Source organism: Companilactobacillus halodurans (assembly GCF_009600995.1).
Lineage (GTDB): Bacteria > Bacillota > Bacilli > Lactobacillales > Lactobacillaceae > Companilactobacillus > Companilactobacillus halodurans.
This window is the reverse complement of sequence record NZ_VDFO01000040.1, coordinates 1-26,621: the sequence shown is the minus strand read 5'-3', so window position 1 is coordinate 26,621 and position 26,621 is coordinate 1. Positions and strand designations below refer to the sequence as shown.

At 35.2% G+C, this 26,621-nt stretch carries 25 protein-coding genes; 9 read left to right on the top strand and 16 right to left on the bottom strand.

The window, feature by feature from the left end:
* Window positions 1–169: 169 nt before the first annotated feature.
* Both FHL05_RS10080 and FHL05_RS10075 read left to right on the top strand, forming a co-directional pair.
* Window positions 170–2,410 (top strand): SpaA isopeptide-forming pilin-related protein, encoded by a 2,241-nt coding sequence (locus FHL05_RS10080; protein ID WP_153522600.1) that lies wholly within the window; start codon window positions 170–172, stop codon window positions 2,408–2,410.
* Window positions 2,411–2,599: 189 nt separating this feature from the next.
* Window positions 2,600–3,028 carry an SLAP domain-containing protein gene (locus FHL05_RS10075; protein WP_153386024.1) on the top strand — a complete coding sequence of 143 codons (429 nt, stop codon included), beginning with the start codon at window positions 2,600–2,602 and terminating at the stop codon, window positions 3,026–3,028.
* A 47-nt stretch (window positions 3,029–3,075) separates the two neighbouring features.
* On the opposite strand, the gene citG is transcribed toward FHL05_RS10075, so the two are convergent.
* The 9 genes from citG to FHL05_RS10030 all read right to left on the bottom strand — a co-directional run bounded on the left by citG (window position 3,076) and on the right by FHL05_RS10030 (window position 15,605).
* Entirely contained in the window at window positions 3,076–3,888 is an 813-nt protein-coding gene (gene citG / locus FHL05_RS10070; RefSeq protein WP_153386027.1) for a triphosphoribosyl-dephospho-CoA synthase CitG, read from the bottom strand.
* Window positions 3,889–4,107: 219 nt separating this feature from the next.
* A complete protein-coding gene (locus FHL05_RS10065; RefSeq protein ID WP_153386029.1) occupies window positions 4,108–4,452 on the bottom strand; it encodes a PTS sugar transporter subunit IIA in 345 nt (114 codons plus the stop codon).
* A 5-nt stretch (window positions 4,453–4,457) separates the two neighbouring features.
* The gene (locus tag FHL05_RS10060) at window positions 4,458–5,681 is read right to left on the bottom strand and encodes a PTS sugar transporter subunit IIC (RefSeq protein WP_153386030.1); all 1,224 of its coding nucleotides are present in this window, start codon (window positions 5,679–5,681) and stop codon (window positions 4,458–4,460) included.
* Between the two features lie 11 nt (window positions 5,682–5,692).
* Window positions 5,693–6,004, bottom strand: a complete 312-nt coding sequence (locus FHL05_RS10055) for a PTS sugar transporter subunit IIB (protein WP_153386032.1) — start codon at window positions 6,002–6,004, stop codon at window positions 5,693–5,695.
* A gap of 326 nt (window positions 6,005–6,330) precedes the next feature.
* The gene (gene brnQ / locus FHL05_RS10050) at window positions 6,331–7,686 is read right to left on the bottom strand and encodes a branched-chain amino acid transport system II carrier protein (RefSeq protein ID WP_153386034.1); all 1,356 of its coding nucleotides are present in this window, start codon (window positions 7,684–7,686) and stop codon (window positions 6,331–6,333) included.
* 102 nt (window positions 7,687–7,788) lie between these two features.
* Window positions 7,789–10,881 carry an L-type lectin family protein gene (locus tag FHL05_RS10045; protein ID WP_153386036.1) on the bottom strand — a complete coding sequence of 1,031 codons (3,093 nt, stop codon included), beginning with the start codon at window positions 10,879–10,881 and terminating at the stop codon, window positions 7,789–7,791.
* 257 nt (window positions 10,882–11,138) lie between these two features.
* Window positions 11,139–12,140 (bottom strand): glycoside hydrolase family 73 protein, encoded by a 1,002-nt coding sequence (locus tag FHL05_RS12735; protein WP_153386038.1) that lies wholly within the window; start codon window positions 12,138–12,140, stop codon window positions 11,139–11,141.
* 398 nt (window positions 12,141–12,538) lie between these two features.
* On the bottom strand, window positions 12,539–14,116 hold the full coding sequence (locus tag FHL05_RS10035) for a peptide chain release factor 3 (protein ID WP_153522598.1): 1,578 nt from the start codon (window positions 14,114–14,116) through the stop codon (window positions 12,539–12,541).
* Window positions 14,117–14,249: 133 nt separating this feature from the next.
* The gene (locus FHL05_RS10030) at window positions 14,250–15,605 is read right to left on the bottom strand and encodes a hemolysin family protein (RefSeq protein ID WP_153386041.1); all 1,356 of its coding nucleotides are present in this window, start codon (window positions 15,603–15,605) and stop codon (window positions 14,250–14,252) included.
* Between the two features lie 128 nt (window positions 15,606–15,733).
* Between FHL05_RS10030 and FHL05_RS10025 the strand changes: the two genes are divergently transcribed.
* From FHL05_RS10025 to FHL05_RS10000, 6 genes are all read left to right on the top strand, one after another.
* Window positions 15,734–16,195, top strand: coding sequence for a hypothetical protein (locus tag FHL05_RS10025; protein ID WP_153386043.1), 462 nt, complete (start codon window positions 15,734–15,736; stop codon window positions 16,193–16,195).
* Between the two features lie 254 nt (window positions 16,196–16,449).
* Window positions 16,450–17,244: a homoserine O-acetyltransferase/O-succinyltransferase family protein gene (locus FHL05_RS10020; RefSeq protein WP_162000282.1), complete on the top strand. Its 795-nt coding sequence runs from the start codon at window positions 16,450–16,452 to the stop codon at window positions 17,242–17,244.
* A 13-nt stretch (window positions 17,245–17,257) separates the two neighbouring features.
* Entirely contained in the window at window positions 17,258–18,181 is a 924-nt protein-coding gene (cysK, locus tag FHL05_RS10015) for a cysteine synthase A (protein WP_153386045.1), read from the top strand.
* A gap of 78 nt (window positions 18,182–18,259) precedes the next feature.
* Window positions 18,260–19,045: a transporter substrate-binding domain-containing protein gene (locus tag FHL05_RS10010; protein ID WP_153386047.1), complete on the top strand. Its 786-nt coding sequence runs from the start codon at window positions 18,260–18,262 to the stop codon at window positions 19,043–19,045.
* 31 nt (window positions 19,046–19,076) lie between these two features.
* Entirely contained in the window at window positions 19,077–19,772 is a 696-nt protein-coding gene (locus FHL05_RS10005) for an amino acid ABC transporter permease (protein ID WP_153386049.1), read from the top strand.
* Window positions 19,772–20,527 carry an amino acid ABC transporter ATP-binding protein gene (locus FHL05_RS10000; protein WP_153386051.1) on the top strand — a complete coding sequence of 252 codons (756 nt, stop codon included), beginning with the start codon at window positions 19,772–19,774 and terminating at the stop codon, window positions 20,525–20,527. The genes FHL05_RS10005 and FHL05_RS10000 overlap by 1 nt, the downstream gene beginning before the upstream one ends.
* A gap of 47 nt (window positions 20,528–20,574) precedes the next feature.
* Here the strand turns inward: FHL05_RS10000 and FHL05_RS09995 are convergent, their stop codons facing one another.
* The 6 genes from FHL05_RS09995 to recX form a co-directional block, all read right to left on the bottom strand.
* The gene (locus tag FHL05_RS09995) at window positions 20,575–21,159 is read right to left on the bottom strand and encodes a histidine phosphatase family protein (protein ID WP_153522596.1); all 585 of its coding nucleotides are present in this window, start codon (window positions 21,157–21,159) and stop codon (window positions 20,575–20,577) included.
* A 49-nt stretch (window positions 21,160–21,208) separates the two neighbouring features.
* On the bottom strand, window positions 21,209–22,198 hold the full coding sequence (locus FHL05_RS09990; RefSeq protein ID WP_153386053.1) for an aldo/keto reductase: 990 nt from the start codon (window positions 22,196–22,198) through the stop codon (window positions 21,209–21,211).
* Window positions 22,199–22,247: 49 nt separating this feature from the next.
* The gene (locus FHL05_RS09985) at window positions 22,248–22,601 is read right to left on the bottom strand and encodes a MerR family transcriptional regulator (protein WP_153386055.1); all 354 of its coding nucleotides are present in this window, start codon (window positions 22,599–22,601) and stop codon (window positions 22,248–22,250) included.
* Window positions 22,602–22,703: 102 nt separating this feature from the next.
* Window positions 22,704–23,570, bottom strand: a complete 867-nt coding sequence (locus tag FHL05_RS09980; protein ID WP_153386058.1) for a LysR family transcriptional regulator — start codon at window positions 23,568–23,570, stop codon at window positions 22,704–22,706.
* A 68-nt stretch (window positions 23,571–23,638) separates the two neighbouring features.
* On the bottom strand, window positions 23,639–24,172 hold the full coding sequence (locus FHL05_RS09975) for a DUF402 domain-containing protein (RefSeq protein WP_153386060.1): 534 nt from the start codon (window positions 24,170–24,172) through the stop codon (window positions 23,639–23,641).
* Between the two features lie 76 nt (window positions 24,173–24,248).
* Window positions 24,249–25,022 carry a recombination regulator RecX gene (gene recX, locus FHL05_RS09970; protein WP_153386062.1) on the bottom strand — a complete coding sequence of 258 codons (774 nt, stop codon included), beginning with the start codon at window positions 25,020–25,022 and terminating at the stop codon, window positions 24,249–24,251.
* A 69-nt stretch (window positions 25,023–25,091) separates the two neighbouring features.
* Here recX and rlmD point away from each other — a divergent pair, with 69 nt between their 5' ends.
* Window positions 25,092–26,474 carry a 23S rRNA (uracil(1939)-C(5))-methyltransferase RlmD gene (gene rlmD / locus FHL05_RS09965; RefSeq protein WP_153386064.1) on the top strand — a complete coding sequence of 461 codons (1,383 nt, stop codon included), beginning with the start codon at window positions 25,092–25,094 and terminating at the stop codon, window positions 26,472–26,474.
* A 52-nt stretch (window positions 26,475–26,526) separates the two neighbouring features.
* Here the strand turns inward: rlmD and FHL05_RS12865 are convergent.
* Window positions 26,527–26,621, bottom strand: a 95-nt coding sequence (locus FHL05_RS12865; RefSeq protein WP_153384874.1) for an IS3 family transposase, incomplete at its 5' end; no start/stop codon positions are given.

The window sequence follows — 26,621 nt, the reverse complement described above, 5'->3', positions numbered from 1 at the left end:
TGAATGGTAAAGATCCATAATTGAGGCCTGAAATTCGGCTGAAAATTTTTGAGTCATAGATAAGTTCTCCTTATTAATTTCACAATTTTAACATAGAGACCGTGTCCGGAATATCAGACTAACACCATCTGAGGGTGATGAGGACGGTAACAGTGACACTGACGATTGGATGATCAATGAAACCGGCGAAATACCAAAAACTGATCCCTCTCAAACTTATAAAAAAATAACTTGGAATATTATTGTTAACCCTAATGACCATGATTTGAATAATGTTGTTATTACGGATACATTAGGGAGTTTAGTGGGAAATCCACCAGAAGATCATCAAACATATATACCTGATTCTCTAACCATAACTACTGGTTCATACAAATCAGGCCAATTTATTAGTGACGGACAATCAATTACTCCAACTGTAACGACTTCAGGAGATCAATTTACAATTTCCTTACCTAATAATATTTCTAAAACCTTTAATATTATTTTTAGTACTTCGATAACTTCAAATAAAGATAACTTTGTATCTTGGATGAATCGTGACTCAATGTCATCTAACGAAGGAACTTTTAATGTGGATTCAACTGCATATGATTGGATAAGCATTGATTCCGGTGGTAACAGTGGTGGTGGTGGTATTAATTATGATGGCTCAATCACCCTAAATAAAACTGATCCAATCACTGGAAATGGCCTTCAAGGAGCTGAATACAAAATTACTAACAATAGTGGAGAAACTATTATGCCTGATGTTATAACTGATACTAATGGCAAGTTAGTTATTGACAATGCTATATATGGAGATTATACATTAACTGAAGTCAAAGCACCTGATGGTTATCAGCTAAATCCTTCTCCAATCCAAGTCACGATACCTTCAAATGGAATGGAAGATATAACAGTTAATCAAACGGATAGTGCTGAACCTGGTGCAGTCATCTTAGAAAAACTTGATTCAAACACTAACGCAGCGGTTGCAGGTGCAACTTTCAAGCTTTTAGATAATAATGGCAACATCGTCAAAGAAAACTTAGTAACAGATGATAATGGCAAAATTGCTGTTGACAACTTAGCAGCCGGGGACTACTCATTTGTTGAAACACAACCAGCTACTGGATACGAATTAAATTCAACGCCAGTCAATTTTACCGTTGTTGCAGGTCAAACGACTCCAGTAGAAGTTGAAAAATTTAATGTTAATGTTAATGAAGCTACTATTTCAAATTCTGGTCAAGTAATTCTGACAAAAGTTGACACTACAAATACGCCACTTGCTGGTGCCGTTTATAATCTATTAGACAGTAATGGCAAAGTAATCGAAAGCAACCTGACTACTGATGAAAATGGTCAAATAAAGATCACTGATATTGACGCTGGAGATTACTCATTTGTTGAAGTAACTCCCCCAAGTGGATATGAACTTAACAAAGATCCTATCAATTTCACAGTAGTAAAAGATAGTACTAATAATCTACAGGCTAAAGATGAGAAAATATCATCTACACCTAGTACCGTAACACCACCTACAAATAATTCAGATGTTAACCCTGAACAACCTAATGACTCTGATACAGGCAATTCATCGGTAAATCCTAATAATCCGGATAATTCAAACGTTAACCCTGAACAACCTAATGACTCTGATACAGGCAATTCATCGGTAAATCCTAATAATCCGGATAATTCAAACGTTAACCCTGGACAACCTAATGACTCCGGTACAGGCAATTCATCGGTAAATCCTAATAATCCAAATAATTCAGATGTTAACCCTGAACAACCTAATAACTCTGGTACAGGCAATTCATCGATAAATCCTAATAATCCGGATAATTCAAACGTTAACCCTGGACAACCTAATAACTCCGGTACAGGTCATTCATCAACAAATCCTAATAATCCAGATAATTCAAATGTTAACCCTGAACAACCTAATGACTCTGGCACAGGCAATTCATCGACAAATCCTAGCAAGCCAAATTCTCCAGTGATTAATCCAGAGAGTCCTAATGAACCTAGTGCTACTTATCCATCTGGAAAACCTAGCAAACCAAGTTCTTCAAATACTGTCCAATTAATACCTGGAAAACCTGGTATAACTTCCCTTTCTAAAAACCCAAGTTACCCAGCAAGCCCAGTGATTAATCCGGAAAATTCTACATTATCCAATCTAACAACTCCTACTACCAAAAAAAATGCAATTGAATCTGAAAATTCCAATGCAATCACTCAATCACTATTATCAGGTGTAGCAACTTCAAATAGCATAATACCTGCATCTCAAGCAGCAAGTTATGGCAAAGGTAAATTCCCACAAACTGGTAATAAGAATAGTTGGGTTTTGATAGTAATCGGTTTTATCTTAGGAATTGCAGTAATTATAAAAAAGAGAACGAAACATGAGAATTAGTTAAAAAAGCTGATCAGCCTAAATTAGGCCGACCAGTTTTTTTATATTTTCGAGACTATTATTTCATACAAGATTATCCCTATACCACTTGGCTACACCGTAAAATATACTTCTCACTTTTAATAAGTTATTATCTTTTTTGATAAAGGATTAGCAAATTTATCAAGTTTCTCAAAGAAGGTAAAAACTATGAAATTACTTCAAAAGAGTCTTTTATTAGCATCCCTCGTTGCCATTGGTACTGGCATAAGTACTGTTCCTGCAATTAATCAAACCACCATCCACGCAACTACTACCACCAGCAATTTAAAATCTGATGGTTTCTATTATCACATCGGTAAAGATAAATTTATTAAAGCAAGTGATGTTAAAATCATTACCAATGATTCTCAATATGACGAAAATATGATTGAAACCATGGTTGCCGATGATTTCCGTCTTCAAGTAACTGTTCCAAAAGCACATTTTTACAATAAAGACGGTAAAAAATTATCCCATTACGTAACCAAAGACACGATTTATAAGATTGGCAATCAAGACGAATTCAATCAAAGCACTTATTACCAAGCTTCTAAAAAAGATAAACTGACTTCTGTCAATGATAGTAGCTGGCTTTAATCACTAAAAAGGAGTTGACCATTTGATCAACTCCTTTTAATTTCAATTCATATCAAGAATAAGAAGACAGTAATAATCAATAAATCAGCACTGCCACCTAAACTAAGATTATTTTCATTACAATAACTATTCATATCATCTAGAATTTCACGACCATCAGGATTGCTGCATCCCCCAGCCTCTAAAATATCTTGAGCGTATTTTTGAACATTCTTCAAAGATTCCAAATTGCCACGTTTAACAACGTTAGAATCGTATGATTCAGAAACTATTACCATCAATGTATCCAATAAAACATTATTGAAATCATTGCCAAAATGTGCTTTTAAGAAAGGTAACGATTTTTCAAACACGATTGGATAGCCACGCTCAGCCTCACCACGAATACCAGTCACGCCATATTGAAGAAACATCTTCTCACCATTGGTTAGATTCTTCTTTTTATCCAAATCTTTAAAATCATTTTCAGTCAAACCGCGAAGCATTCGTTCAGTAATCACGCGAGTATTATCTTGGTCATATCCAGTTGCTGCTAAAAGGATTCCCAAAGAAAATATTGCTCCTTTGTGAGTATTGATTTCTCCAGTTGCCTCAAACATAGCTTTCTCAGCCTTGACTCCGATTTTTCTGATAGAAGCAAATAACTTAGTTAAATCTTCACCCTCAAAATCAACTCCAGCTTGGGCGAATTGTTCTAAATATGGTCGTAATGAAACAGCACTGTCAATAAAAGTAAAAACGTCCATATCCAAATGAGTCGAGTGATCGACTGGATCAACTAAACCCGGTTTAGGTTGAACGTCTACTTCATATAACAGGGCTTTTAGGGCGGCATCTGCCAAATGTGTACTTAATTTCATAAAAGCTCCAAATTATCATTTATTAGTTTATTATATAATTCTGCATTTCTACTACCGTTTTATTACTCACAATAAATACTAGTAGCTTAATTGATACAAGCAACTCTTATATAATAAAACATTAAATTTGAATAATCTACCAAAAATGGGTAAGGAAGATGTTTTTGGATACGTTTACTTAAAAATTCTTATGATTATTTGAAGGATGCTATTAGAAATTTACCGACATTTCTTTTCACAGCAGTTCTGGTCTCTTTTTTCAAATACACTTATCAGATGCTTAACCAAATTATATTCAGTATTAACGGTCATCATTGTATCTTGAGCGTGAGTGAATAAAACTGAATATTCCAAGGTTTCTCCATCAGCTTCGTCTCGCAAACGGTCAGTCTGCAATTGATGAGCCTTAACTAATTTTTCATGAGCTTGTTTCATCAAATCCTGGGCCTTTTGATAATCACAATCCCCCAATAAGTCCATCGATTGCATAATCAAGGTTCTGGCATCACCTGAAAAAAGGATGATATCCATGGTATTTTTAATTGTTGCATCATTATCAGTCATTTAGTTTACTCCACTTCTTCAATTTCTTTTTCCATCAAATCACGGTCATACAATTTGAAGAATGGATACCAAATCATAGCAGCCACGATGAACACCAATAAAACTAGAATAATTGAACCAAATGTTTTCCCTGTCAACCAAGTTGAAATTGGAAATGGCACATACCACAATTGGAAAACAGATGATGGAATTTGACCCAATTTGCTCTTCAATCCTACCCAAACGATGATTGGTAAAATAATTCCTTGCAACCACATTGGCACCATCAAATATGGATTCCAAACGATCGCACCAAAGACCGTTGGTTCATTAATATTAAAAATACTAGGCACGATAAAGGCCTTCCCCAAAGTCTTTAAACGTTTCGATTTAGCAAAAAATAGCATCATCAAAACTAATGGCATCGTGCAACCTACACCACCAATCCACAAGTAGGCTGAATAAAGCGTCTCACTAGTAACAATTTTTGATGCACCATTCATTTGGTTGGCTTGGATGGCGGCTAAGAAAACTGGCGTTGTGATTGGCGTCATTACCCAAGTAGAAATTCCCATTGAGAAAATGAAGCAAAAGATAAACATTACCAAAACAAAACCAGGCAAAGTTTCGACAATTCCTCCTAATGGCGAGAACAATTGAATAATTAATTTATAAACATCAATTTTTAAAACATCGACAAACAGCCATCCTGAAGCAATGACTGTTCCAATTGGCAACATTGAATCAAACCACGCAGTCACAAAGTCAGGAATAACGCTGTCTTCACTGAAAAATGAAAAACTACCAAATCTCTCCATCACAAAAGCTGTGAAGATACCGCATAAAATAGCAACAAACATCCCACCAGCTCCAAAGAAACTGAATTGGAAAATAGCTTCGCCATTTTTTGTTAAATTAGGATTAGTCAGTAATAAGAATAATCCGATACTTGTTAAACCAGAGATTAGACGTTGCTTAGACAATTTCTTCTTTTCCATCATATTGAAAGGAATCAAAAATGATACAAAGATAGAAATTATCCCAAAAGTAAAATTGCTGATACCTGAAAGATCAGGCCACCATTTAAATATATTGGAAAACAAACCCAATAATGTAATAAATGAACTTACCAAGATAAATGGCAAGACTTGTAGAATTGAATCCTTTAAAACACTAATCCAGATATTACGATTAACTTTATTGATTTTCGGTGCCAATTTAGTACTTAAAACATTCATAAATTCATTCATAAAAATTCCCCTTACTTATCCCCAATTACATTTAATAAATGATCCACCGCTTTTGAACCATCTAAAATTGAATAATAATCAGCATTCATTAAAATGACTTTTACTTTGTCGCTGACTAAATCCTTCATCTCATCTTCTAAATAAGCTAAATGAGGTCCTATCATTAAAACATCGATTTCATTTAAATAATTCTCTAGTTCTGATTCGCTACGTGCTTGAATCTTCAAATCCAAATCACGTTTCTTGGCGGCTTTTCGCATATTAGCAGCCATAAAACCTGATGATGCTCCTGAACCACAAACTAATAAAACTCTTGTCGTCATAATTTTCTCCAAATATTTTTATTTTTCTCTACATCAATTTAATATGAAAAATTACAGAAATAAAAAAGGAAACGTTAGCAATTCAATCTTGCCAACGTTTCCTTTTCTGATAGAAATTAATTTTCAAATTCAAATAATTATTTAGTAGAGTTGATACTTCCAATTCACAATACCCCCTGCAATCTTATATATAACCTTAGACAATTTGGCAAGCAAAAACAAGCTAAATGCCCATAAATAAAGGGATATAGAGATATTAAAAAATCTGTCATTGACAATCATTTTTTATTTTGATTGTGAATGACAGATTTTTATTTTTCCATATTTCATCTAGTTTCATCGACTACTCGATAGTTCTTAAAACAACTAATCAACCAACCGATAACAAGGCCAATTATTGCTGGCAAGACCCAACCCAAATTCAATTGCGCCATTGGCAAGTACTGATTGACTGTCAAAATTTGTTGGACTAAACCAGTACTTCTCAATGCATCGGGTAAAGCATTCAAACCTGACAAAATTGCAGGTATCAAAGTAAATAAAGTTGCAATTCCAAAAATCCATCTAGATTCACCAATAATCGGCGTTAACACTGCAATGATTATCAAAACGATGGCTAATGGATATAAGAACATCAACACAGGTGTTGAATAATTGATCAATTTAGTTAAGCCAATGTTTGCTACCACAAATGAAAGAATCCCAGCACCAATTAAAACTACTTGATAATTAAACTTTGGAAACATCTCTTGAGCAGTTTCTCCAAAGGCCGATGATAAACCAATTGACGTCTTCAAACATGCAATGATTGCGATTAAAGCTAACAATAAACTGCCAAAAGAACCAAAATAATAATTGAATACTTGCGCTAAAGTTACGCCACCATTAGTTGCCAATGAGAACTGATTGACGCTCATTGTTCCTATCAATGCTAAAAATCCATAAATTATGCCCATCAAAATTACACAAATAAAACCTGATTTGATAGTATCTTTAGCAATTTGTTTCGGATGCGTTATTCCCAAATTTTTAATCGTATCAATTACAACGACTCCAAAAGCTAATGAGGCTAAGGCGTCCATCGTATTATAACCTTCAGTAAAACCACTCAAAGTCGGATTTTTAACGTATTGTCCTTGAGGGTTCGCATTCAAACCACCCATTGGTTTGATAAAAGCTGTTACTACTAGAATTCCTAATAATATTAAAAATATTGGCGTCAACCATTTACCAACATAAGTCATTAATTTACTAGGTTTTCTAGCCAACAAATAAGTCACGATAAAGAAGATTCCCGAAAATATTGCCAAAACTAAAACTTGATGAGATTTGGCGACAAAAGGAACCAACCCTAATTGAAACGAAATCGTCGCTAATCTGGGAATAGCGAACAACGGTCCCATCGTCATATATAACAGAATTGTAAAAACATAGGCAAAAGGACGATTAATGTTACTTGCCAAATCAAAAACACTATTGCTGCCAGTCACGCCCATACTAGCTACCCCTAGTAGTGGCAGACCAACTCCTGTTATCAACAATCCAACAATTGCAAAAAAGACATTATTACCAGCTTGTTGACCTAAAAAGACGGGAAAAATCAGATTACCGGCGCCAAAGAATAAGCCAAACAACATTGATCCGATAAAGAAAAGATTTCTCCAGGTTAATTTTTCATTCATTTATTTCACTCTCTCACATAAAAAGCTCATTTAAATATGATAAGCGATTCAGGAGTTGAGGACAATAAAAAAGTCGAGATAAATTAATATCTCAACTCTTTTTTAAATACTGTCATCGATACTCCAAGTGATTTTTCCTTGATAGTCGCCGGCTTCTGGAACTGAATCAGTCTTCAACAAAATACCTTCATCATGATTCCAATTACCGGAAATATCAAAGACTTGATTGCCACTATTAGTCTGGTCATCACTTGCAATTTGTGGATCATTTAATAAGCTCGTAGCTGAATATTCATCTACATAAAACATATTCAAATCGGTATCCTTATTGCCAATAGTATTTTGGAGTTTGGTACCTGATGCATTCAATTTCCATTTTGAATTGTAACTTCTAACTTTGACGTTCCAATCATTATTTCGCGCTACATAACCAGTTTCAAATGTTTTGGGATCAATTGTCTTAAAGCTAGAATCATCAACCAGTACTTCTGCCCCTTTTAAATTGAAATCTATTTGATAAGTTAATTCATTAGATTTTCTTCCATAAGGATCAGTTACGTAAAGTTTGACTGTATAAGTAGTTTTATCCAATTCTTTAATTCCTAAATCATTCAACTCCACAATTGGATTCCAAGCGTATGGATTCTCGATATCGCCATTCATTGCTGGTTTAGAGCGATAAGTTACTCCGTCAATCGTAGAATTAAGTTCTAAATCATTTGAACTTAACTGATAATTATTTGTTTCAGCGGTCGTTGGATATTCAAAAGTCAATGGAATTTCAATAGGAAACATCCCTAAAGAATACAATTGCGAATCTTTTGTTGTAATCAGTGGTTCCATTTTAGGCACGTTGACAACAAAAGTTACTTTATTCGATGGATTATCAGCTGTATCAGAAACAACCATCGTTATCTCATTTTTACCTTCTTTTAATCCGACATTATTCGTCTTCAAATAATCATCTAATGAAATATCAGTAGCTTTATTTAAGGCTATTGGATCTAATGAGATTTTAGCACTGCCCTTTTTTGCATCAACTTCTTGAGAAATCGTCGTCGTTACGCTCTCTTGAGAATCTTCACCTTCATTTGTGATTTGATAAGTTATCGTTGCAGTATCGTTTTGGAAACCAGAATCATCGGAATAGTTGTAATTTCCAGTAATTGTAACTGGTTTATTATCATTGACCGTAATTTCTTCATCTTGAGGAGTCAATTCTAATTTTCTTTCAATAACTTGAATGTTATAAGTTATCGTATTTGAAATTCTTCTCGATGAATCAGTCAGATAAACATCAATTTTGTGATTTCCAACTCCTAAGTACTTTCCCGTTAATTCCTTTGAAATTATGGCTTCCTTATCGCCTGCAGTTGTTGAAATGTCATTCCAAATCACTTCGTCGCCATCATCAATTTTTGCATGAACTGATAAACCATTTCCATCAAAGGTACTGCCTTTCAAGTAATTAGCTAAACCGCTTAAAGTAGTTGATTGGCTCTCAATGATTTCCTGATTTGTATCGCTTGTAGCTGTGAGATTAAGGCTTTCATTGTCGATTTCAAACTGAGGCGACATCACATCGCCTGTATAATGGTCACTTTGATATGAAGTATGAGCTTGTGGCACCGTTATAACGTTTGCTGTTTCCGAATCAGGTGCCTTAGCGTATCCGTATAATTCAATTTTGATTTTTTTATTAGTTAAATCCATTGAATTTAACGTTAAATTCAGAGTCGTTTTATCGCTAGTTAAGGCTGAATCAGGGATATCATTGGAAATCTCATTGCCATCTTCATCTGTATAAATAATTTTGCCAATACCATCATCATTTTGAGTGAAATCTACATACGTTGGCAAATTAAGTTCAGTTGTGATATTCCCAGTTTTTGAAAGTCCTGAATCATAGTTCAAATCGTAATCAAATCTCAATTGGTCATTATTATTGACCTTGGAATCAGCTGTTGGATTTTGATCTAAATCCAAAATCTCTCTATTTTGCGTGATATCAAATAAACTTGTTGCTGACAAAACATTGGCAACGGCAGGGATTTTTTCCAAAATAATCGAATTATCTGCTACCTTAGAATCCGGTGAACCGGTACCGCCAGTGAATCCCCAACGAATTTTTGTTTGTCCTGAATTTAAATTGAACTTGTTCAAATCTATTGAGATATTCTCTCTTTTATCCCATTTTGAAAAAGGTCTCACTGAACCGTCATAATTTTTATCATTAAAAATATAAGACATCTTGGCAGTCGTTCCACCGCTAGTCTCTGGTTTAGTGTATTTAAAAGTAAAATGATGCCAAGCCCGATCAATTTCAGGGGTGCCATCGTAACCAGCTATCGTTAAATTATGAATTGAATCTTTATGATGCATTCCAAAATAAGAACCCAGAGAATAACTAAATCTTTCATATGTACTGGCTTCTCCAGGATAATTCCAGGCGATATGCTCTCCCTTAGCTTCTAAAACGTTAGTAGAATCAGTCAGCGCATCAAAGTAATTATCTTGAGAAGATAAAATTGCAGATTTAGTTTCATTTCTATAAGAATCGAATTCAATAGCCAAGCTATTTTGAATGGCTCCTTGAGCAAACTTAGTTGTATTGGAAATATCGGTAGGACTATCTACACCACCCCAAACTCCTAAAGTTTCCCCTCCAACAGCTTTGCTTTTATTTTGAAACAGAACCGACCAATTATAAGTAGAAATGGCATTGATTCCTCGAGCGTCATTTTGAAGGACCAAAGCTAATCCATCCCCGGTTTTTCCATAGGCATCAGAATCTCCGATATAAATCCAACCAGAAATTTCCTGATCCTTTGATAAATCTAAATAATTATAATTGTAATTAGTATCAGTCGTTGACGTACTGTTAGCTTTTCCCCAAACTGAACCGACCTGATTGTTACCATTCGTCAAACGGATAATATCAGAAGGGTATCCTGAATCAGTTGCTTTTAATATTTGAACACTGTTTGAAACTGCAGTAGTACCTTGATAAGTATCGACTTTTTCAAAATAATCCTCCAGTTTAAGACATGGAGGAGCTCCTTGAAAAACTTCTTGTGTTGTTGGATGTGTTGCTTTTGTATCTGAATCGGCAGCTTGAACAGTAGTGATTTTGCTAAGAAAAATAAAAACTGGCAATAATAAAATTGCAAATAGACTTAGTCCTCTCCTTTTCATGATGTCCACCTCATAAATTGCAACATATTTTTTATAATAAATATTTATCCTTGTATACAAATAATACTAAGTAACCAGTATGATTTGGATTCAATTATTGAAAAGAATTATTATACAATTTGTCTTGAATTTAAAAAGATGGCATGAATCACTTCAAAATTTGCTAAAAAAGGGAACTAAAAAAAGCATAATAACCAAAATTGATTATTATGCTTCATATTTTAAAAGTTTTCTTATTTCATTTTACAAATCAATAATTATGCTAAATATGAATCTTGTACCCATTCATTTGTAGCAACACGATAATAGACATGACCATTGATTGTCTTTGTTTGGTCAGTATACCAAGGTGTGTTATTAGCTAAACCACGGTTAGTGATAGCTTTAGTAGAACCATCGCTATTGACGGCTACTAATGGAACATAGCTGCCATTTGTATTCTTAACAGTGATTGAATTATCGTTCGTTTGTGAACCACCGTTTGTTTCAGGTGTTCCATCATATTGAGTTAAGTTATAAGTTGAAATCAAGTTGTTAAGTGAAGATGCATAGTTTGGAGCGGTTGCATATCTACCTTGTAGCCATGCAGTAGCATCTTTGTAAGAACTAGTATTTTCCTTCCACGTACCCTTGTAATAACTTGAGTCCCATGAAACTCCGTTACGAAGTTTGTCACCATTATCAGCAAATGATTCATAGTAGCTAGGATACTTTCTGAAGTTAGCATTGATTGTATACCAACCTTGTGAAGAACTCCATTCAGAAGTAGGCATTGTTACATAGGCACCATTGTAATCACCTTTAATACCAAATAAGTTATGGCCTTGTGTAGCTAAAGTAGAAGTACCCCAAGCACTTTCCAAAATAGCTTGAGCCAACATTACTGAAGTATAAAGATTATATTTAGCAGCTGCCTTTTGAGCCATTGGTATAGCTTCATTAAGGAAAGCTTGTTGTTGTGAAGTCGTAACCCCTGAAGCGGCTTGAATAATAGCTGTAGTATTTGAAGCTGCGCTGACAGATTCACTGGCAGCTTGAACTGTTGCTGAATTAGCAACTGTCGTATCAACTTTTTTAACACTTGATCCAGCAATTACGTTTGATTTATTATCTTCTGATTTATTACTTACTTGTTCTGTATTTGTTGGTGTTGTTGAATCAACATCATTTGTAGTTGCAGCTGAAACTACGGAAGGTGTAGCAGTTGCAGCCAATGTTCCAAGTACTAGAGCACTAGTTAACAGATTTTTTTTAGACATAAATGGTTTCCCCTTAATAAATAATCTAGTTATAGACTACTATTTAAAAAAAGCACTTTCAATAAAACACGGATTTTGTAACAAGAATTAAACATTTGAAAAATAATTGTAATTTTTTGACGGTTGACTTTAAGATTTTCTTAAGTTCTTTAAAGAATTATTATGAAAAACTCAGGAAATTCCCCGATATTCTAAAAAAAGTCATTTAGAAATTACAAAATTGTTACTGAGTAAAATAAAAAAATTAATCGGTTGTTAGAATTAATCTTTTCAAATTTCTGATTCGACAATTCCAATTATTGCCTCCGCATTCACCTTGTTGTTAAATCCCCCTTTATTTATTTTTTTGCAGTGCCACATAAATTTTATAATAAAAAAAACCGCCTTTCAGCGATTTCTTATAATTTTGAAGTTAACTTAACATCTGGATATTTATTAGTGAACCAGTTTTCCGCAAATCTATTTTCAAACAAGAATAATGGTTTATCATCCAAATCTTTGACCAACATATTTCTAGTTGAAGACATTGATGGGTCTAATTGTTCTGGGTCGACCCAACGAGCAATTCTGGAACCGATTGGCTTCATAACAACATCACAATTATATTCATTCTTCATTCTAAATTGGAAGACTTCAAATTGTAGTTGTCCAACAGCACCTAAGATGTAATCATTCGTCGTATATTTCTTATACAACTGAACGGCACCTTCTTGAACTAGCTGTTGCATCCCTTTGTGGAATGACTTTTGCTTCATAACGTTCTTAGCTTGAACTTCCATAAACATTTCAGGCGTAAATTGTGGCAAGTCTTCAAATTGAACAGATTTTTTACCAGTAAAAATCGTATCGCCAATTTGGAAGTTACCTGTATCATAAAGTCCAACAATATCTCCAGCAACAGCTGTTTTAACTGTTTCCCTTTGATCAGACATAAATTCGGTTGCATTATTCAAACGCATTGTCTTACCAGTTCTTTGAAGCGTAACATCCATTCCTCTAACAAACTCACCCGAACAAATTCTAACGAAGGCGATTCGGTCACGGTGATTAGGATTCATGTTAGCTTGAATTTTAAAGACGAAACCTGAAAATTCTTCATCATCTGGCTTAACGATTTCTTCACTGTCTTTTTGCTTATGAGCACTTGGTGCTGGTGCCAAATCTAAGAATGTATTGAGGAAAGTTTCAACGCCAAAATTAGTCAAAGCTGAACCGAAGAAGACAGGAGTCTGATTACCAGCTTTAATCTTATCAAGGTCAAATTGATTTCCAGCCTCTTTAATCAAATCGACTTCTCCAAGAGCTTGTTCATAGCTGCCCTCTTCTTCGATTGGATTGTGTTCTTCTAATTGACCATCTTTATTCAAAGGCAAGAAACGGTCGTCGCCATCTTTTCGATATAACTCCAAACGATTGTTGGCAATATCATAGAGACCTTTTAATTCCTTACCCATACCGATAGGCCAATTCATTGCGCAGCCTTCGATATTAAGCAATTCCTCTAATTCAGCAATCAAATCAAGTGGGTCGCGTCCATCACGATCCAATTTATTCATAAATGTAAAAATAGGAATACCACGTTGTTTAACGACCTTGAATAATTTCTTAGTTTGAGGCTCGATACCTTTGGCAGAATCAATCACCATGACTGCGGCATCAACTGCCATTAAAGTCCGATAAGTATCTTCAGAGAAATCTTCGTGTCCTGGAGTATCCAAGATATTGATATCTTTATCTCGATAGTGGAATTGCATAACTGAACTTGTTACAGAGATTCCACGTTTCTTTTCGATTTCCATCCAGTCAGATGTCGCAAATTGACCAGATTTTTTAGCCTTAACTGTACCAGCAGAACGAATTACCCCACCGAAATAAAGCATTTGTTCTGTAATAGTAGTTTTACCAGCATCCGGGTGAGAGATGATAGCAAAAGTACGACGTTTATTTACTTCTTGTTCTAGTTGTTTTTGATCCATATTTATCTAAGCGTAAAAACAACTATTGATAACTGCTTTTACGCATTTCCTTCCTCTTCTATCTAACGCTATTTCTAATAACTTCTACCACTATATTCACAACATAATTTTCCTCGAAAAAAAAGAAATACTGCTAGTATTTCCCTTTAAACATGTTTGTAGTAACATTCTTTAGTTTAACATCTGGAACAGTCACAATAACATTTTCAATTCTTGAACCGTTTAACTCGCCAGATGTAATTATGACGCCATCTTTGAGCGTAATTGACTTAGGATGTTTGGCATCCGGAATTTCACCGATTCCCATGATTAAATAACCAGCAATCGTATCAACATCTTCAACTTTGATTTCTTCTTCAAACAGCTCATCGAAATCTTCAATTGTCATCTTACCAACAACTGAGAATTTATTTGGACCCAATCTTTGGAAATTCTTTGTAACTGGATCATATTCATCATCGATTTCACCAACGATTTCTTCCAATATATCCTCAATCGTAGCTAAACCGATAATCCCACCGTATTCATCGACTACCATGGCGATTTGCGTTTGGGTACTTCTCATTCGTAACAATAAAGTATCAATATTAGTTCCTTCCTGAACGAACAAGGGCTCTTTCATAATCGACTTGAAATTGATATTATTAAAACCAACTTCACGTGATTTCTTCAATAAATCCTTGATGTGAATAATACCAATAATATTATCCTTATCTGAACCATAGACCGGAATTCGTGAATATGGTTGATTCAAAATATCATCGATATTTTCATCAACAGGGTTATTGATGTCAATCATGAAATCATCTGTTCTTGGAACCATGATTTCTCTTGCCGTCTTGTCACCAAAACGAATGATGCCTTGTAACATTTGATACTCATCGGAATTTATCGTTCCATTATTTCTTGATTGACGAAGAGTTGCAATCATCTCATTTCGAGTAATTGGCTCATCTTTTTTATTGAAATCAATTGGCGTAATCTTCATCAATAAATTAATTGTCGCATCTAACAACCAGATGAATGGACTAAGAATTTTTCCAAATAATCCAATCATTGGTTGAGTAAATTTGGCCACCTCATATGGGCGTTGTAACGCTATCCTCTTAGGATACAATTCTCCTAAAACCAGTGTGATAAACGATAGAATTACCGTTATAACCACAATAGAAATCTCACGACTACCCGGAAATTGTCCTAAAACTGATTCTAATCTAGTACTTAAGGTAGTTGCCGCACTAGCAGATGATAAGAATCCTGCTAAAGTTATTGCTACTTGAATCGTTGATAGGAACTTATTAGGATCGTTGATCAATTGAAGAATTTTTTTAGCTCGACGATCGTCCCCCTTAGCCTTTGTTTCAACAGACGTCTTATTAACGGAGACAATCGCCATCTCACCGGCCGCGAAAAAAGCATTTAATAGCGTTAAAATAACTATTAAAATCAGCTGTCCGGAAAGCGACGCTCCAGAAGAGTCACCACTCATTTAACTCGCACTCACTTTCATATGTAAACTTAGTATAAACAAAACAATTATAACAGGTGTCATTGTATTCAACAATAAACCTTTTTAATGATAAAATAGGTATATCAGTATATATGGAGTTGTCAAAAATGTCTAATAAAAAAATCGCAGTTATCTACCTTTTCTTCTTTATAATCCCTTACATCCTCTGTTTATCAATCATTGGAGTTTCCTACAATTCGCTTGTACTCCATGCTTTGAGTTGGAGAATTATTGTTGGAGGAATTGTCGGGGCCTTTGGTATGTTCGCGGTCAAAGTGATTGCACAACGTCCTGTTTTAATCATGTATCGCAGTTCAACTCAAAAAGTTCTCAAGGAATTATTGAATTTCTTTATATTGGAGAGAAGCAAACTGGTCATTGGTGCTAATTTAGCTGTCGATTTCTGTTTGTCGACTCTCAGTATCTATTTAGTTGCTAAGTTTATGCCGCTAACTACGATTCTTGGTACGACACTCGGTTGGTTGGTATTAATTTTAGTAATATCACTAACTTTAGCTTCATATATGGAATTTGAATCACTCTCAATTTACTCGAAGAAAAGTAAATAATGCTTGACTTATTATTTTTTTAATTGTAAATTTGAGACATCTTAATTGCAGGAGGTATTGACATGATGAATTTTAATAACGAACAAGTTAAAGCATGTTGTTGTGTAGTAATGAACGAACATTACTATACTTTTTCAGCATGTCTAATACCACTCAATTGATAATCAAGTAGTGAAAACTAAAACTATCAAGCGGAGTTGACATTAGTCAGCCCCGCTTTTTTGTATTTCTGGCTGCTTAGAAAGGAGTTACTTGTGGAACCTGTTAAAATTGGAATCTTGAATTTAATGCAAAACAAATTAGAAACTATGCAAAATTTTCAAGCTGCTTTAGGAAATGATGTAGAATTAAAATTTTATTATTCTGCTACTCGTTATGTTAATCGTCAGCTCGACTCTCGAATAACTGAAAACATGAAGCCATTAGATTTAAACGAGGTCAAAAACTTAGATGGTTTCATCATCACTGGTAGTCCAGTCGAGAAATTAGATTTCCCAGAAGTTACCTACGCTGATGAAATCAACCAACTAATCGACTTATTAGATCGGTTAAATATTCCTCAACTTTATGTCTGTTGGGGCGCCATGGCTGCCCTTAATCGACTATATAATATTGATAAAAAGATTTTACCGCATAAAGTATTTGGTGTTTTTCAAAATCAAATCATTAATAATTCAAAGCTTTTGAATGACATTAGCGACAATTTTCCAGCCCCACACGCTCGTTACGCAGAGATGAGTCACGAACAAATCGAAAATACCAAGGGACTTGAGGTCAAAGCAATCAGCAAAAATGGTCTTTTTACTTTGATTGAATCTAAAGTTAAACATCAAGCCTTTATCTTTTCACATCTTGAATATCAGCGATATGGTTTAGATGGCGAGTATCAAAGAGAGATTGCTAGTCACAAAGTAAAAGATGCTAGGCCGGCTAGCAACTACTATTCCCCACTTGACCATAAGCCAATGTTTTCATGGAAACAAACACAATTGAGCTTTTATCAAAATTGGCTCGAGACTGTGACTGAACACAAATTAACTACTTGCTAAGGAGAAAATAATTATGACAAAAATTGCTAACAATATTACAGAATTAATTGGAAATACACCAATCGTAAAATTGAATCACGTTGTCCCAGAAGATGCTGGCGACGTTTATGTTAAGTTGGAATTCTTCAATCCTGGCAGTTCCATTAAAGACAGAATCGCCCTTTCAATGATCGAGGCAGCCGAAAAAGCTGGCAAGATCAAACCTGGCGACACTTTAGTTGAACCTACTTCAGGTAATACCGGTATCGGTTTGTCATTGGTGGCTGCAGCAAAGGGTTATCACTTGATTATCATGATGCCAGACACAATGAGTGTTGAACGTCGTAAATTGATGCAAGGCTATGGAACAGAACTTGTTTTGACACCTGGTAAAGAAGGTATGGGCGGTGCCATCAAACGTGCCACTGACTTATCTAAAGAAAAAGGTTACTTCATGCCAATGCAATTTACTAATCCTGCTAACCCAGAAATCCATGAAAAAACTACTGGTAAAGAAATTATCGATGCCTTTGGCGATACCCCAGTAGATGCTTTTGTTGCTGGTGTTGGTACTGGTGGCACTCTTTCAGGCGTTAGCCATGCTTTAACTAAGAAGTATCCAGATGTTAAGGTCTATGCTCTAGAAGCCGCTGAATCCCCTCTATTAAAAGAAGGAAAAACAGGAGCTCACAAGATTCAAGGAATCAGTGCTGGATTCATTCCTGACACGCTTGATAAGAATTCATATTCAGATATTATCGAAGTAACAAGCGACGATGCTATTAAGATGGCTCAAGAAGTCAGTCGCAAGGAAGGTTTCTTACCTGGTATTTCAGCTGGTGCTAATATTTTTGGTGCGATTGAAATTGCTAAGAAGTTAGGAAAAGGCAAGGCAGTTGTAACAGTTGCCCCAGATAATGGTGAAAGATACCTATCAACTGATTTATTTAAGTTTTAAAGTCAAATTCTTTCTAAGAATGATTAATTTATGAGAAAATGAGAAATGATGAATTTCTATATAGGGGGATACCAAAAAATGAAAAAGCGAATCGCTTTAATTTTAACTACAGTTGTGGCCTTAATCTTGGTCTTAACTGGATGCTCAAGCAACAAGAGTGCTAATTCCGACACTAAGAAAGCAGGCACTCTAACGATTGGTTTGGAAGGAACTTATGCTCCTTACTCATACCGTGAGGACGGTAAATTGAAAGGATTTGAAGTTGACCTTGGTAAAGATATTGCCAAAAAACTTGATTTAAAAGCTAAGTTTGTTCCAACAAAATGGGATTCGCTTATTGCTGGACTAAATTCTAAGACATTCGATGTCGTTTTAAATAATGTGGCAGAAAATGCCTCACGTAAGAAACAATACATTTTCTCAACACCTTATATTTACTCTAAGTCTGTTGTTATCACTAAAGATGGTACAGGAATCACATCAGTTGATGATATCAAGGGTCAAAAGATTGCCGCTGGTACTGGTACTGATAATTACAATCACGCTAAGCATTTCGGTGCTGACGTTGTTCCATCAAGTGATTTCCAAACATCAATGTCTATGATCGATGAAGGACGTGTTAAGGGTGCCTTCAATTCTAGAGAAGCCTTTCTAACATGGAAGAAAGATCACAAGAATACTGATTTGAAATATATCACAATTCCAAATAAGGAATTAGCTCCTTCAAAAATTGCACCTATTTTCAACAAGAACTCTACTCACCTAAGAGGTCGTGTCAACAAAGCTATTAAAGAACTTTATAAAGATGGCACAATGAAAAAACTTTCTATGAAGTACTTCGGTGAAGATATTACTAAAAAATAACTATTAACTCATCAAAGGGGGTTTTTCTTTCATGTGGCACATTATCGTTACTTCATTGCCAGAAATGATTACTGCAATGTTGCAATACACAATTCCATTAGCATTGGTTTCGTTCTTCTTCGGTTTGATTTTGGCCGTTTTAACAGCTCTAATTAAATTTATTAAACCCAGTGAAAATAAACTAATCAAATATCCATGGTTGGTACTTCGGGCAATTGCCGACTTTTATGTTTGGTTATTCCGTTCCACACCATTACTAGTTCAATTATTTATTATCTTCTTCGGTCTTCCAAGTGCTGGGATTCAACTCTCACCATTTATTGCGGCCGTAATTGGATTTTCAATGAATACAGGTGCTTATGCATCTGAAACTATCCGTTCAGCTTTGTTATCTGTACCTCAAGATCAATGGGATGCAGCTTTTACCTTAAACTTTACGACTAGTCAAACTTTGAAAAAAATTGTTCTACCTCAGGCAGTCAGAATTGCGTTGCCTCCACTTTCTAATTCATTTATTGGTTTGGTCAAGGATACATCTTTGGCCAGTTCAATTACGATTTTGGAAATGTTCCAGGTCAGTCAACAAATCACTGCTAAGAATTATCAACCATTATTGATGTACTCATTGGCTGCTTTCCTATATGCTGTAATTTGTACTTTATTGACATTCTTACAACATTATCTCGAACGCAAAACTTCAAAATACGTTAAAGGAAGTGAAGGTTAATGATTTCATTAAAAAACATTGTCAAAAAATATGATGGCAAAGCAGTCTTAAAAGACCTCAGCGTTGATTTTCCCGATAATGAAACAACCGTTATCCTAGGACCATCTGGTTCTGGTAAATCGACTCTCTTGAGATCACTTGACCTTCTAGTTAGACCTGAAAGCGGCACTTTAAGTTTTTCAGACTTAAAATTAGATTACGCAGAACCTGTTTCTAAGAAACTCAGCTTTGATATTAGAAAAAAGACTAGTATGGTTTTCCAAAACTGGAATCTCTTTCCTAACTTGACTGTTTTGAAAAATATCACAACAGCTCCAGAAACTGTTCTTGGTCAACCTAAGAAAGAAACTGAAGAAAAAGCTCGCCAGTTACTAGCTCAAGTTGGTCTAAAGGGATACGCTGACCGTTTTCCAAGCCAATTATCTGGTGGTCAACAACAACGTGTTTCAATCTGTCGTGCACTTGCAATGGATCCTGATTACATCTTGTTGGATGAACCAACCAGTGCCCTAGATCCAGAACTAGAAACTCAAGTTTTGTTGATTCTAGAAGAGTTAAGTAAGATGGACCAAGCAATGGTCATCGTAACTCACAATATGGAATTTGCCCGCTCAGTTGCTGATAAGATAGTTTTCGTTGAAGATGGCAATATCATCTTTGACGGAACTCCTGATGAATTCTTCAATCATCCTACAACGAGAATTAAAGATTTCCTATCTGGTATCACATTTAGTGACGATAATTCACAAAAGTAATAAACCCACAAAAATACTCCAACCAAAAATTTGGCTGGAGTATTTTTTTATTCTGTAACATTAATTGTCTTTTCATAATTAAAAACATCATCAGAAAAGGTGAATTTCAAAACTGAACAATTGTGCAATTCTACATGCTTAACGATTTCTTCTAAAGGAATCCAATTCTTCAGAAATAGATAAATTGCGCCACCATGACTTACGACAAAAACATTTTCATTGTCGGGTTGTTGCATAATATTCGTCAAAGTTTTGACCATTCGTTGTTGAACTTGGTCTGCACCTTCGCCTCCATATTGGACAAAGAAGTCGCCTAATGATCCAATTTTTGGATCAAACTTAGGATTCAACTTTTCACTTTCACCCTCAAATAGTCCAAAGTTCCATTCTTTTAGTCCCTTGACTCTTTGGTAAGGCAAATCAGTTACTAATTCCAATGTATCTGAAGCTCGTTCTTGTGTAGAGGAATAAGCGTGATCAAAATTCACATTATTTTGTTTAAAATAAGTTCCAACTTTTTTTGCATCATCGATTCCCTTTTGAGTTAAAGGAGAATCGCAAACACCCTGGATTTTATGAAGCTCATTAAAAAGAGTCTGTCCATGACGCATCAAATAAAGTGTTTTAGTCATTTTCCTCACCATTTTACTTAAATTTATCTTAACGAGTAAACCTATTATCTTATTTAGTAAGTGGTCCAACAACCTTGTGTGGCAAATATAACTCTTCTAGATAATTAATATCTTCTGAAGTTAGTTTCAACTTCAAGGCATCAACTGAACTTGCCAAATGATCGGGCTTAGTAGCACCAATAATTGGAGCTACAACTTGCTTCTTTTGCAACAACCAAGCTAAAGCAACTTGTGCCATTGTGGCATTGTGTTTATCGGCAACTTCACCAACACGTTCGACAATTTTCATATCTTGATCTTCGGCAGCATCGTATTTACCGCGAGCACCCTCATCAGTTTCCGAACGTTTCGTATTAGCGTTCCAAGTCCGACGAGTTAAGTGTCCTGAAGCTAGTGGACTATAAGGTGTAACGGCAATATTTTGGTCTTCGCAAAGGGGCATCATTTCACGCTCTTCTTCACGATATAACAAGTTCAAGTGATTTTGCATTGAAACAAATTCAGTCCAGTTATGTTCTTTAGCGACTGCTTGAGCTTTCTCAAATTGCCATGAATACATAGCAGAAGCACCAATGTATCTAGCCTTCCCAGACTTAACAACATCGTGCAAAGCTTCCATCGTCTCTTCGATAGGAGTGTTGTAATCCCAACGGTGAATAATATAGAGGTCGACATAGTCCATATCTAACCGCTGTAAACTTTTGTCAATTTGACTCAAGATAGCTTTACGTGACAAGCCTTGTTGATTAGGTTTATCTGATTTTGTAAAGAAAACTTTAGTAGCAACAACGACTTCATCACGGTTGGCATTCTCTTTCAAAGCTTTACCTAGTATTCTTTCACTATCACCGTATGAATAAAAATTAGCTGTATCGAAAAAGTTGATTCCTAAATCTAAGGCTTTTTGAACAACTTTTTCACTTTGGTCATATTGAACTGACCAGGGGAAATTTCCTTTTGCAGGATTGCCAAAGCCCATTGTTCCTAAACAAAATCGTGATACATCTAAACCAGTATTTCCTAATTTACGATATTCCAACACAAATACTTCCTTTCAAATAAGGTATGATTTTTACAATCTATACTTACTAATTCCTCTGAGAATTTTTTATCTTATATCTCAAATAATCAATTCTTTCCAATTGTTTTTCTTGAAGATGAATCTGTTGCAGTTTGCTCTTACGTTTATCGGTCAATAAATCGATTATCTGTTGTTGTGAATTATCTGTCTCCAATAATAATCTCATATATTTTTCTATTTCACTATTTTTAAAACCGATATCATGCAAAGCCATAATCATACTCAAACGCTTCAAATCTTCGTCATCGTACTGCCATTCGCCCATCACATATTTCACAACGTTGCACAAACCCCAAGACTCATATTCATCTAAGATTTCAATCGGTATATCATATTTTTTACTTACGTCTGCTTTTTTCATAAATTTCTCTCAAAAAAAATAGATGCTCCTTTGAGGAACATCCTTATTATGAAACCTAGATTATGAAATGTATAATGCTTATTATTAATTAGACAGAATGCCTTAAAGGTATTTCTTGGCAAATTCAACAAAAGTTGTCACGCTTTTTGAAGAGATTTGATCAGCTTTCCAAGCTAATACTGAACTGTAAGTTAAAGCTGGTTGCAAAGGAACAAAGGTCATCCCTTCATAACTAGCCTCTAAATCTAGACATAAAACACTACCAAGGCCTTTTTTAGCTAAAATAACTGAGTTATATAACAAATTATAGTAAGAAACAATTTTAACTTTTTCAAATGAATCACCCAGCCAATGGCGTAATTCACTTTGCATCGAAGGTCCTTTAGATAAAATAATTGACTCATCTTCCAAATCTTGTGGCGTGATTTGTTTCAAAGATGCTAAGTTAGAATCATTTCTTGTTAAAACTCCCCAATGTTCTTGTTGATTTATTCTGACAAATTCGTACTTTTCAGTATTGACTGGTTCCACTAGTAAAGCTAAATCTATCAAGCCTCGTTCGACACCAGATTCAATGTCTTTGGAGTTGCCACTTTGAAAATCGAAGGTCACCAATGGATATTTTTTATGAAATTTTACAATCAATTCCGCTAGCTCATTCATACTTAAAAACTCGCCACTACCGATAGCAATCTGTCCGGTCAATTCTTGATTGTCCTCTGACATTTCATCAAAAATTTTATCGCTCAATTGACGCATTTCTTCTGCTCGGCGACGTAATAATAATCCTGATTCGGTCAAACTTATCTTGTGACTTTGACGAGTAAACAATTTAACGCCTAATTCTTCTTCTAAACGAGCAATTTGGCGTGAAAGCGTTGGCTGACTGACGTGCAACAATTCAGCCGCCCTAGTGATATTTTCTTCTCTTGCAATCATCAAAAAATAATTCAAGACTCGTAATTCCATGATTTTCTCCTTAGATATCAGATATTAAAAAAGACCACCAAATGGCGGTCTCATAGGATATAGCAACCCTAATGGTGTGACAATTCCTTGTAACGCTGCATCCAAAGATCAACATAGGCTTGCGAAAAAGGACCCTTACCTTTATCGATCCAATCAATTAAAACGTCGACATTATCATGTAAAATTGTATCTATCTCTGGTGGATAATTCCACATCTTGCTGTGTGCGGCATATTCATCCACATCCAACAATCTTTTTTCTCCATCCGGAAAAACCTTAACATCTAAATCATAATCAATATACTTGATGGCCTCGTTGTCTAAGGCAAACGGTGTCGCTAAATTGCAGTAATAAGATACGCCGCTGTTTCTTATCATAGTTACAATATTGAACCAATATTTTTTATGAAAGTAAACTAATGCGGGCTCTATAGTTACCCAACGACGTCCGTCAGCTTCGGTGACAAGAGTATTCTCATTACAACCAATAATTTCATTTTCACTTGTCTTTAGCACCATTGTTTCACGCCAAGTACGATGTAAATGACCATCATGCTTATAACTCTGGATTGCTACGTAATCCCCTTCTCTAGGAATCTGCATAACTTACCAGCTTTCTAAAAATCTAAATCTATCCAAAAAAATTATAACAGAGCTGTGAAACTATTGAAAGGTATACCTATTCTATCTCTTCTTCCAAAACTTTTTTGATATCGTCAAAATGATAACCCTTAGTCATTAAATAATGAATCAATTTTTCTGGTTTATCATATCTGTGTTCAACCTTTTTAACCAAAGCACGTAATTTATCTAGTTCTTCATCCTCATCAGGCTCTAAATCTAAGTGATTGATTGTCTCATCAATTATTTCTTTATTAAATCCCTTTTGATACAAACTTTGACGTAATTTATTCAGCATTTGTTTAAATGAAGCTCGTTTTTGTTTACGAACCTGCTTTTTAGCAAATTCAATCGCGTTTTCTACTAAGATGTCCTGGTCAATTTCATCCAGCTTATTTTGAATGACTGCACTTGGCACCCCTTTTTGCAGCATTTTCTGCTCGATTATTTTGGGACCATTGGCAGACATACGTAGTTGAGTATTAATAAAACTTTGTGCATAGTTTTCATCATCTATGTAGTGCAAGTCTTTAAGTCGATCTATCGTTAAATCAACTGCATCGCGATGATATTCTTTCTTATATAAGTACTCTTTAATTTCTTTTTCAGTCCGCAATTGATAACTTAAATAGTTAACCGCATCGCCATAAGCTTTATTAACATTTTCTCGTGATTGGATTTCCTTGATTTGACCATCAGTCAATTCAACGCCATTCATCAAGCGAAATTCAATCAAAGTATTTTCTGCAACAGGGAAAGAATACTTACCATCAAGGTAAATATTGTACCTGCCCTTTCGTTTTTGTGCTTGGATTTTTGTGATTTTTGCCAATATATTATTACCTCACCGTGTTATACTCTCAAGAGTAAGTTTATCTCAAAAACATTCAAAGGAAAAATTATGCATACAAATAACATTACGCAAGAACTATCAGTTGGCGACAGATTTCCGCTAACTATCAAACGTATCGGCATCAACGGCGAAGGTATCGGCTTTTTCAAGCATGTCATCGTCTTTGTACCTAAAGCAGTTCCGCAAGACGTCATCGTCTGCGAAGTAACTGACGTCCACGAACATTTTTTAAACGGTCGCATCCATAAATTAAGAAAAGCTAGTCCAGCAAGAAATCCTGATACTCCTGAACTCGCCAATGAAGTAGGAGGCCTAGAATTTGCCCATATCAAATATGAGGACCAATTAAAATATAAGGCGGATATCCTCCGTGAATCGCTTGAAAAGTATAAGCCTTATGCTCACGATAAATACATGATCAGACCAACCGTCGGCTCTGTTCAACAAGAAAAATATCGTAATAAAGCTCAATTCCCCATTCAAGAAATCGATGGACAAATTCGTTGCGGTCTTTACAAAAATGGCACTCAAGAATTAGTCGACCTAGAAGAAATGCCTACGCAAATGGACTTAACAATGCAAGCCATGCGTAAAATCGTTTCGATGATCAAAGATTTACAGATTCCCGTCTTCAATCCAGAGCAAAAATCAGGAATCCTTAGCATGATTATTATCCGTGAATCAGTCGAATTCAACCAATTACAAGTTACCTTCGTGACACGTTCTACCAAGTTTATCAAAGAGCACCAATTGATTGAAAGAATTCAAAAAGAAATTCCTGAAGTTAGTTCAATCTCTCAAAATATCAATAAAGAAGACCAAGGGGCTGTTTGGGGCGATGAAACGAAATTACTTTGGGGCGACGAATATTTGCAAGAAGATATCAATGGCTATCTCTTCAATCTTTCACCTCGAGCTTTTTTACAATTGAACTCTCTACAAACCGATAAATTATATGACCTAGTTAACAAAGCCTTGGAGCCAAGTCCAAGAGACATCCTACTCGATGCTTATTGCGGTGTTGGGACTATCGGCATCACGATGGCTGATAAAGTTAAACATATCTATGGTATTGAAATTATCCCTGAAGCGATTGAAGATGCCAAAGCTAATGCCAAATTAAATGAAGTTGAAAATGCCGATTACTACGTCGGTTCAGTTGATAAAATTTATCCACAACTACTGAATGACAAAGTAGCTGTTAATTCAGTTATCGTCGATCCTCCTCGTACTGGCTTGGAAAACAATTTAATCAGAACTTTAAACGAGCATCCCGTTGAAAAGCTAGTTTATGTTTCTTGCAACCCATCCACGTTAGCCAAGGATTTGGTTACTTTGACTAAGGAATATCGGGTCGTTTACTTACAACCAGTTGATATGTTTCCACAAACGCCACACGTTGAAACAATCGTTAAATTAGTTAAAAGATAACAAAAAATCTCAAGTCACAAAATGAAGTGAACCCCATTAATTGGAGTTTATTTTAGGCAATCAGTTGGTCGGAAAGATTCCGGTATTCTACCGGTGTCTTTCCGGCCAATTTTGTCCTTATCCTTTTGTTGTTATAGTAATATACAT

Coding starts and splice junctions, on each gene's coding strand:
- FHL05_RS09985 (WP_153386055.1), bottom strand. CDS start 22,601: ATGAAAAAAGCAGACGTAAGTAAAAAATATGATATACCGATTGAAATC.
- FHL05_RS09975 (WP_153386060.1), bottom strand. CDS start 24,172: ATGCAGATTCCTAGAGAAGGGGATTACGTAGCAATCCAGAGTTATAAG.
- FHL05_RS10065 (WP_153386029.1), bottom strand. CDS start 4,452: ATGACTGATAATGATGCAACAATTAAAAATACCATGGATATCATCCTT.
- FHL05_RS10035 (WP_153522598.1), bottom strand. CDS start 14,116: ATGGATCAAAAACAACTAGAACAAGAAGTAAATAAACGTCGTACTTTT.
- FHL05_RS10075 (WP_153386024.1), top strand. CDS start 2,600: ATGAAATTACTTCAAAAGAGTCTTTTATTAGCATCCCTCGTTGCCATT.
- citG (WP_153386027.1), bottom strand. CDS start 3,888: ATGAAATTAAGTACACATTTGGCAGATGCCGCCCTAAAAGCCCTGTTA.
- FHL05_RS10030 (WP_153386041.1), bottom strand. CDS start 15,605: ATGAGTGGTGACTCTTCTGGAGCGTCGCTTTCCGGACAGCTGATTTTA.
- FHL05_RS10025 (WP_153386043.1), top strand. CDS start 15,734: ATGTCTAATAAAAAAATCGCAGTTATCTACCTTTTCTTCTTTATAATC.
- FHL05_RS10005 (WP_153386049.1), top strand. CDS start 19,077: ATGTGGCACATTATCGTTACTTCATTGCCAGAAATGATTACTGCAATG.
- FHL05_RS12735 (WP_153386038.1), bottom strand. CDS start 12,140: ATGTCTAAAAAAAATCTGTTAACTAGTGCTCTAGTACTTGGAACATTG.
- FHL05_RS10045 (WP_153386036.1), bottom strand. CDS start 10,881: ATGAAAAGGAGAGGACTAAGTCTATTTGCAATTTTATTATTGCCAGTT.
- FHL05_RS10080 (WP_153522600.1), top strand. CDS start 170: ATGATCAATGAAACCGGCGAAATACCAAAAACTGATCCCTCTCAAACT.
- FHL05_RS10000 (WP_153386051.1), top strand. CDS start 19,772: ATGATTTCATTAAAAAACATTGTCAAAAAATATGATGGCAAAGCAGTC.
- FHL05_RS09995 (WP_153522596.1), bottom strand. CDS start 21,159: ATGACTAAAACACTTTATTTGATGCGTCATGGACAGACTCTTTTTAAT.
- cysK (WP_153386045.1), top strand. CDS start 17,258: ATGACAAAAATTGCTAACAATATTACAGAATTAATTGGAAATACACCA.
- brnQ (WP_153386034.1), bottom strand. CDS start 7,686: ATGAATGAAAAATTAACCTGGAGAAATCTTTTCTTTATCGGATCAATG.
- FHL05_RS10060 (WP_153386030.1), bottom strand. CDS start 5,681: ATGAATGAATTTATGAATGTTTTAAGTACTAAATTGGCACCGAAAATC.
- FHL05_RS09980 (WP_153386058.1), bottom strand. CDS start 23,570: ATGGAATTACGAGTCTTGAATTATTTTTTGATGATTGCAAGAGAAGAA.
- FHL05_RS10055 (WP_153386032.1), bottom strand. CDS start 6,004: ATGACGACAAGAGTTTTATTAGTTTGTGGTTCAGGAGCATCATCAGGT.
- FHL05_RS10010 (WP_153386047.1), top strand. CDS start 18,260: ATGAAAAAGCGAATCGCTTTAATTTTAACTACAGTTGTGGCCTTAATC.
- rlmD (WP_153386064.1), top strand. CDS start 25,092: ATGCATACAAATAACATTACGCAAGAACTATCAGTTGGCGACAGATTT.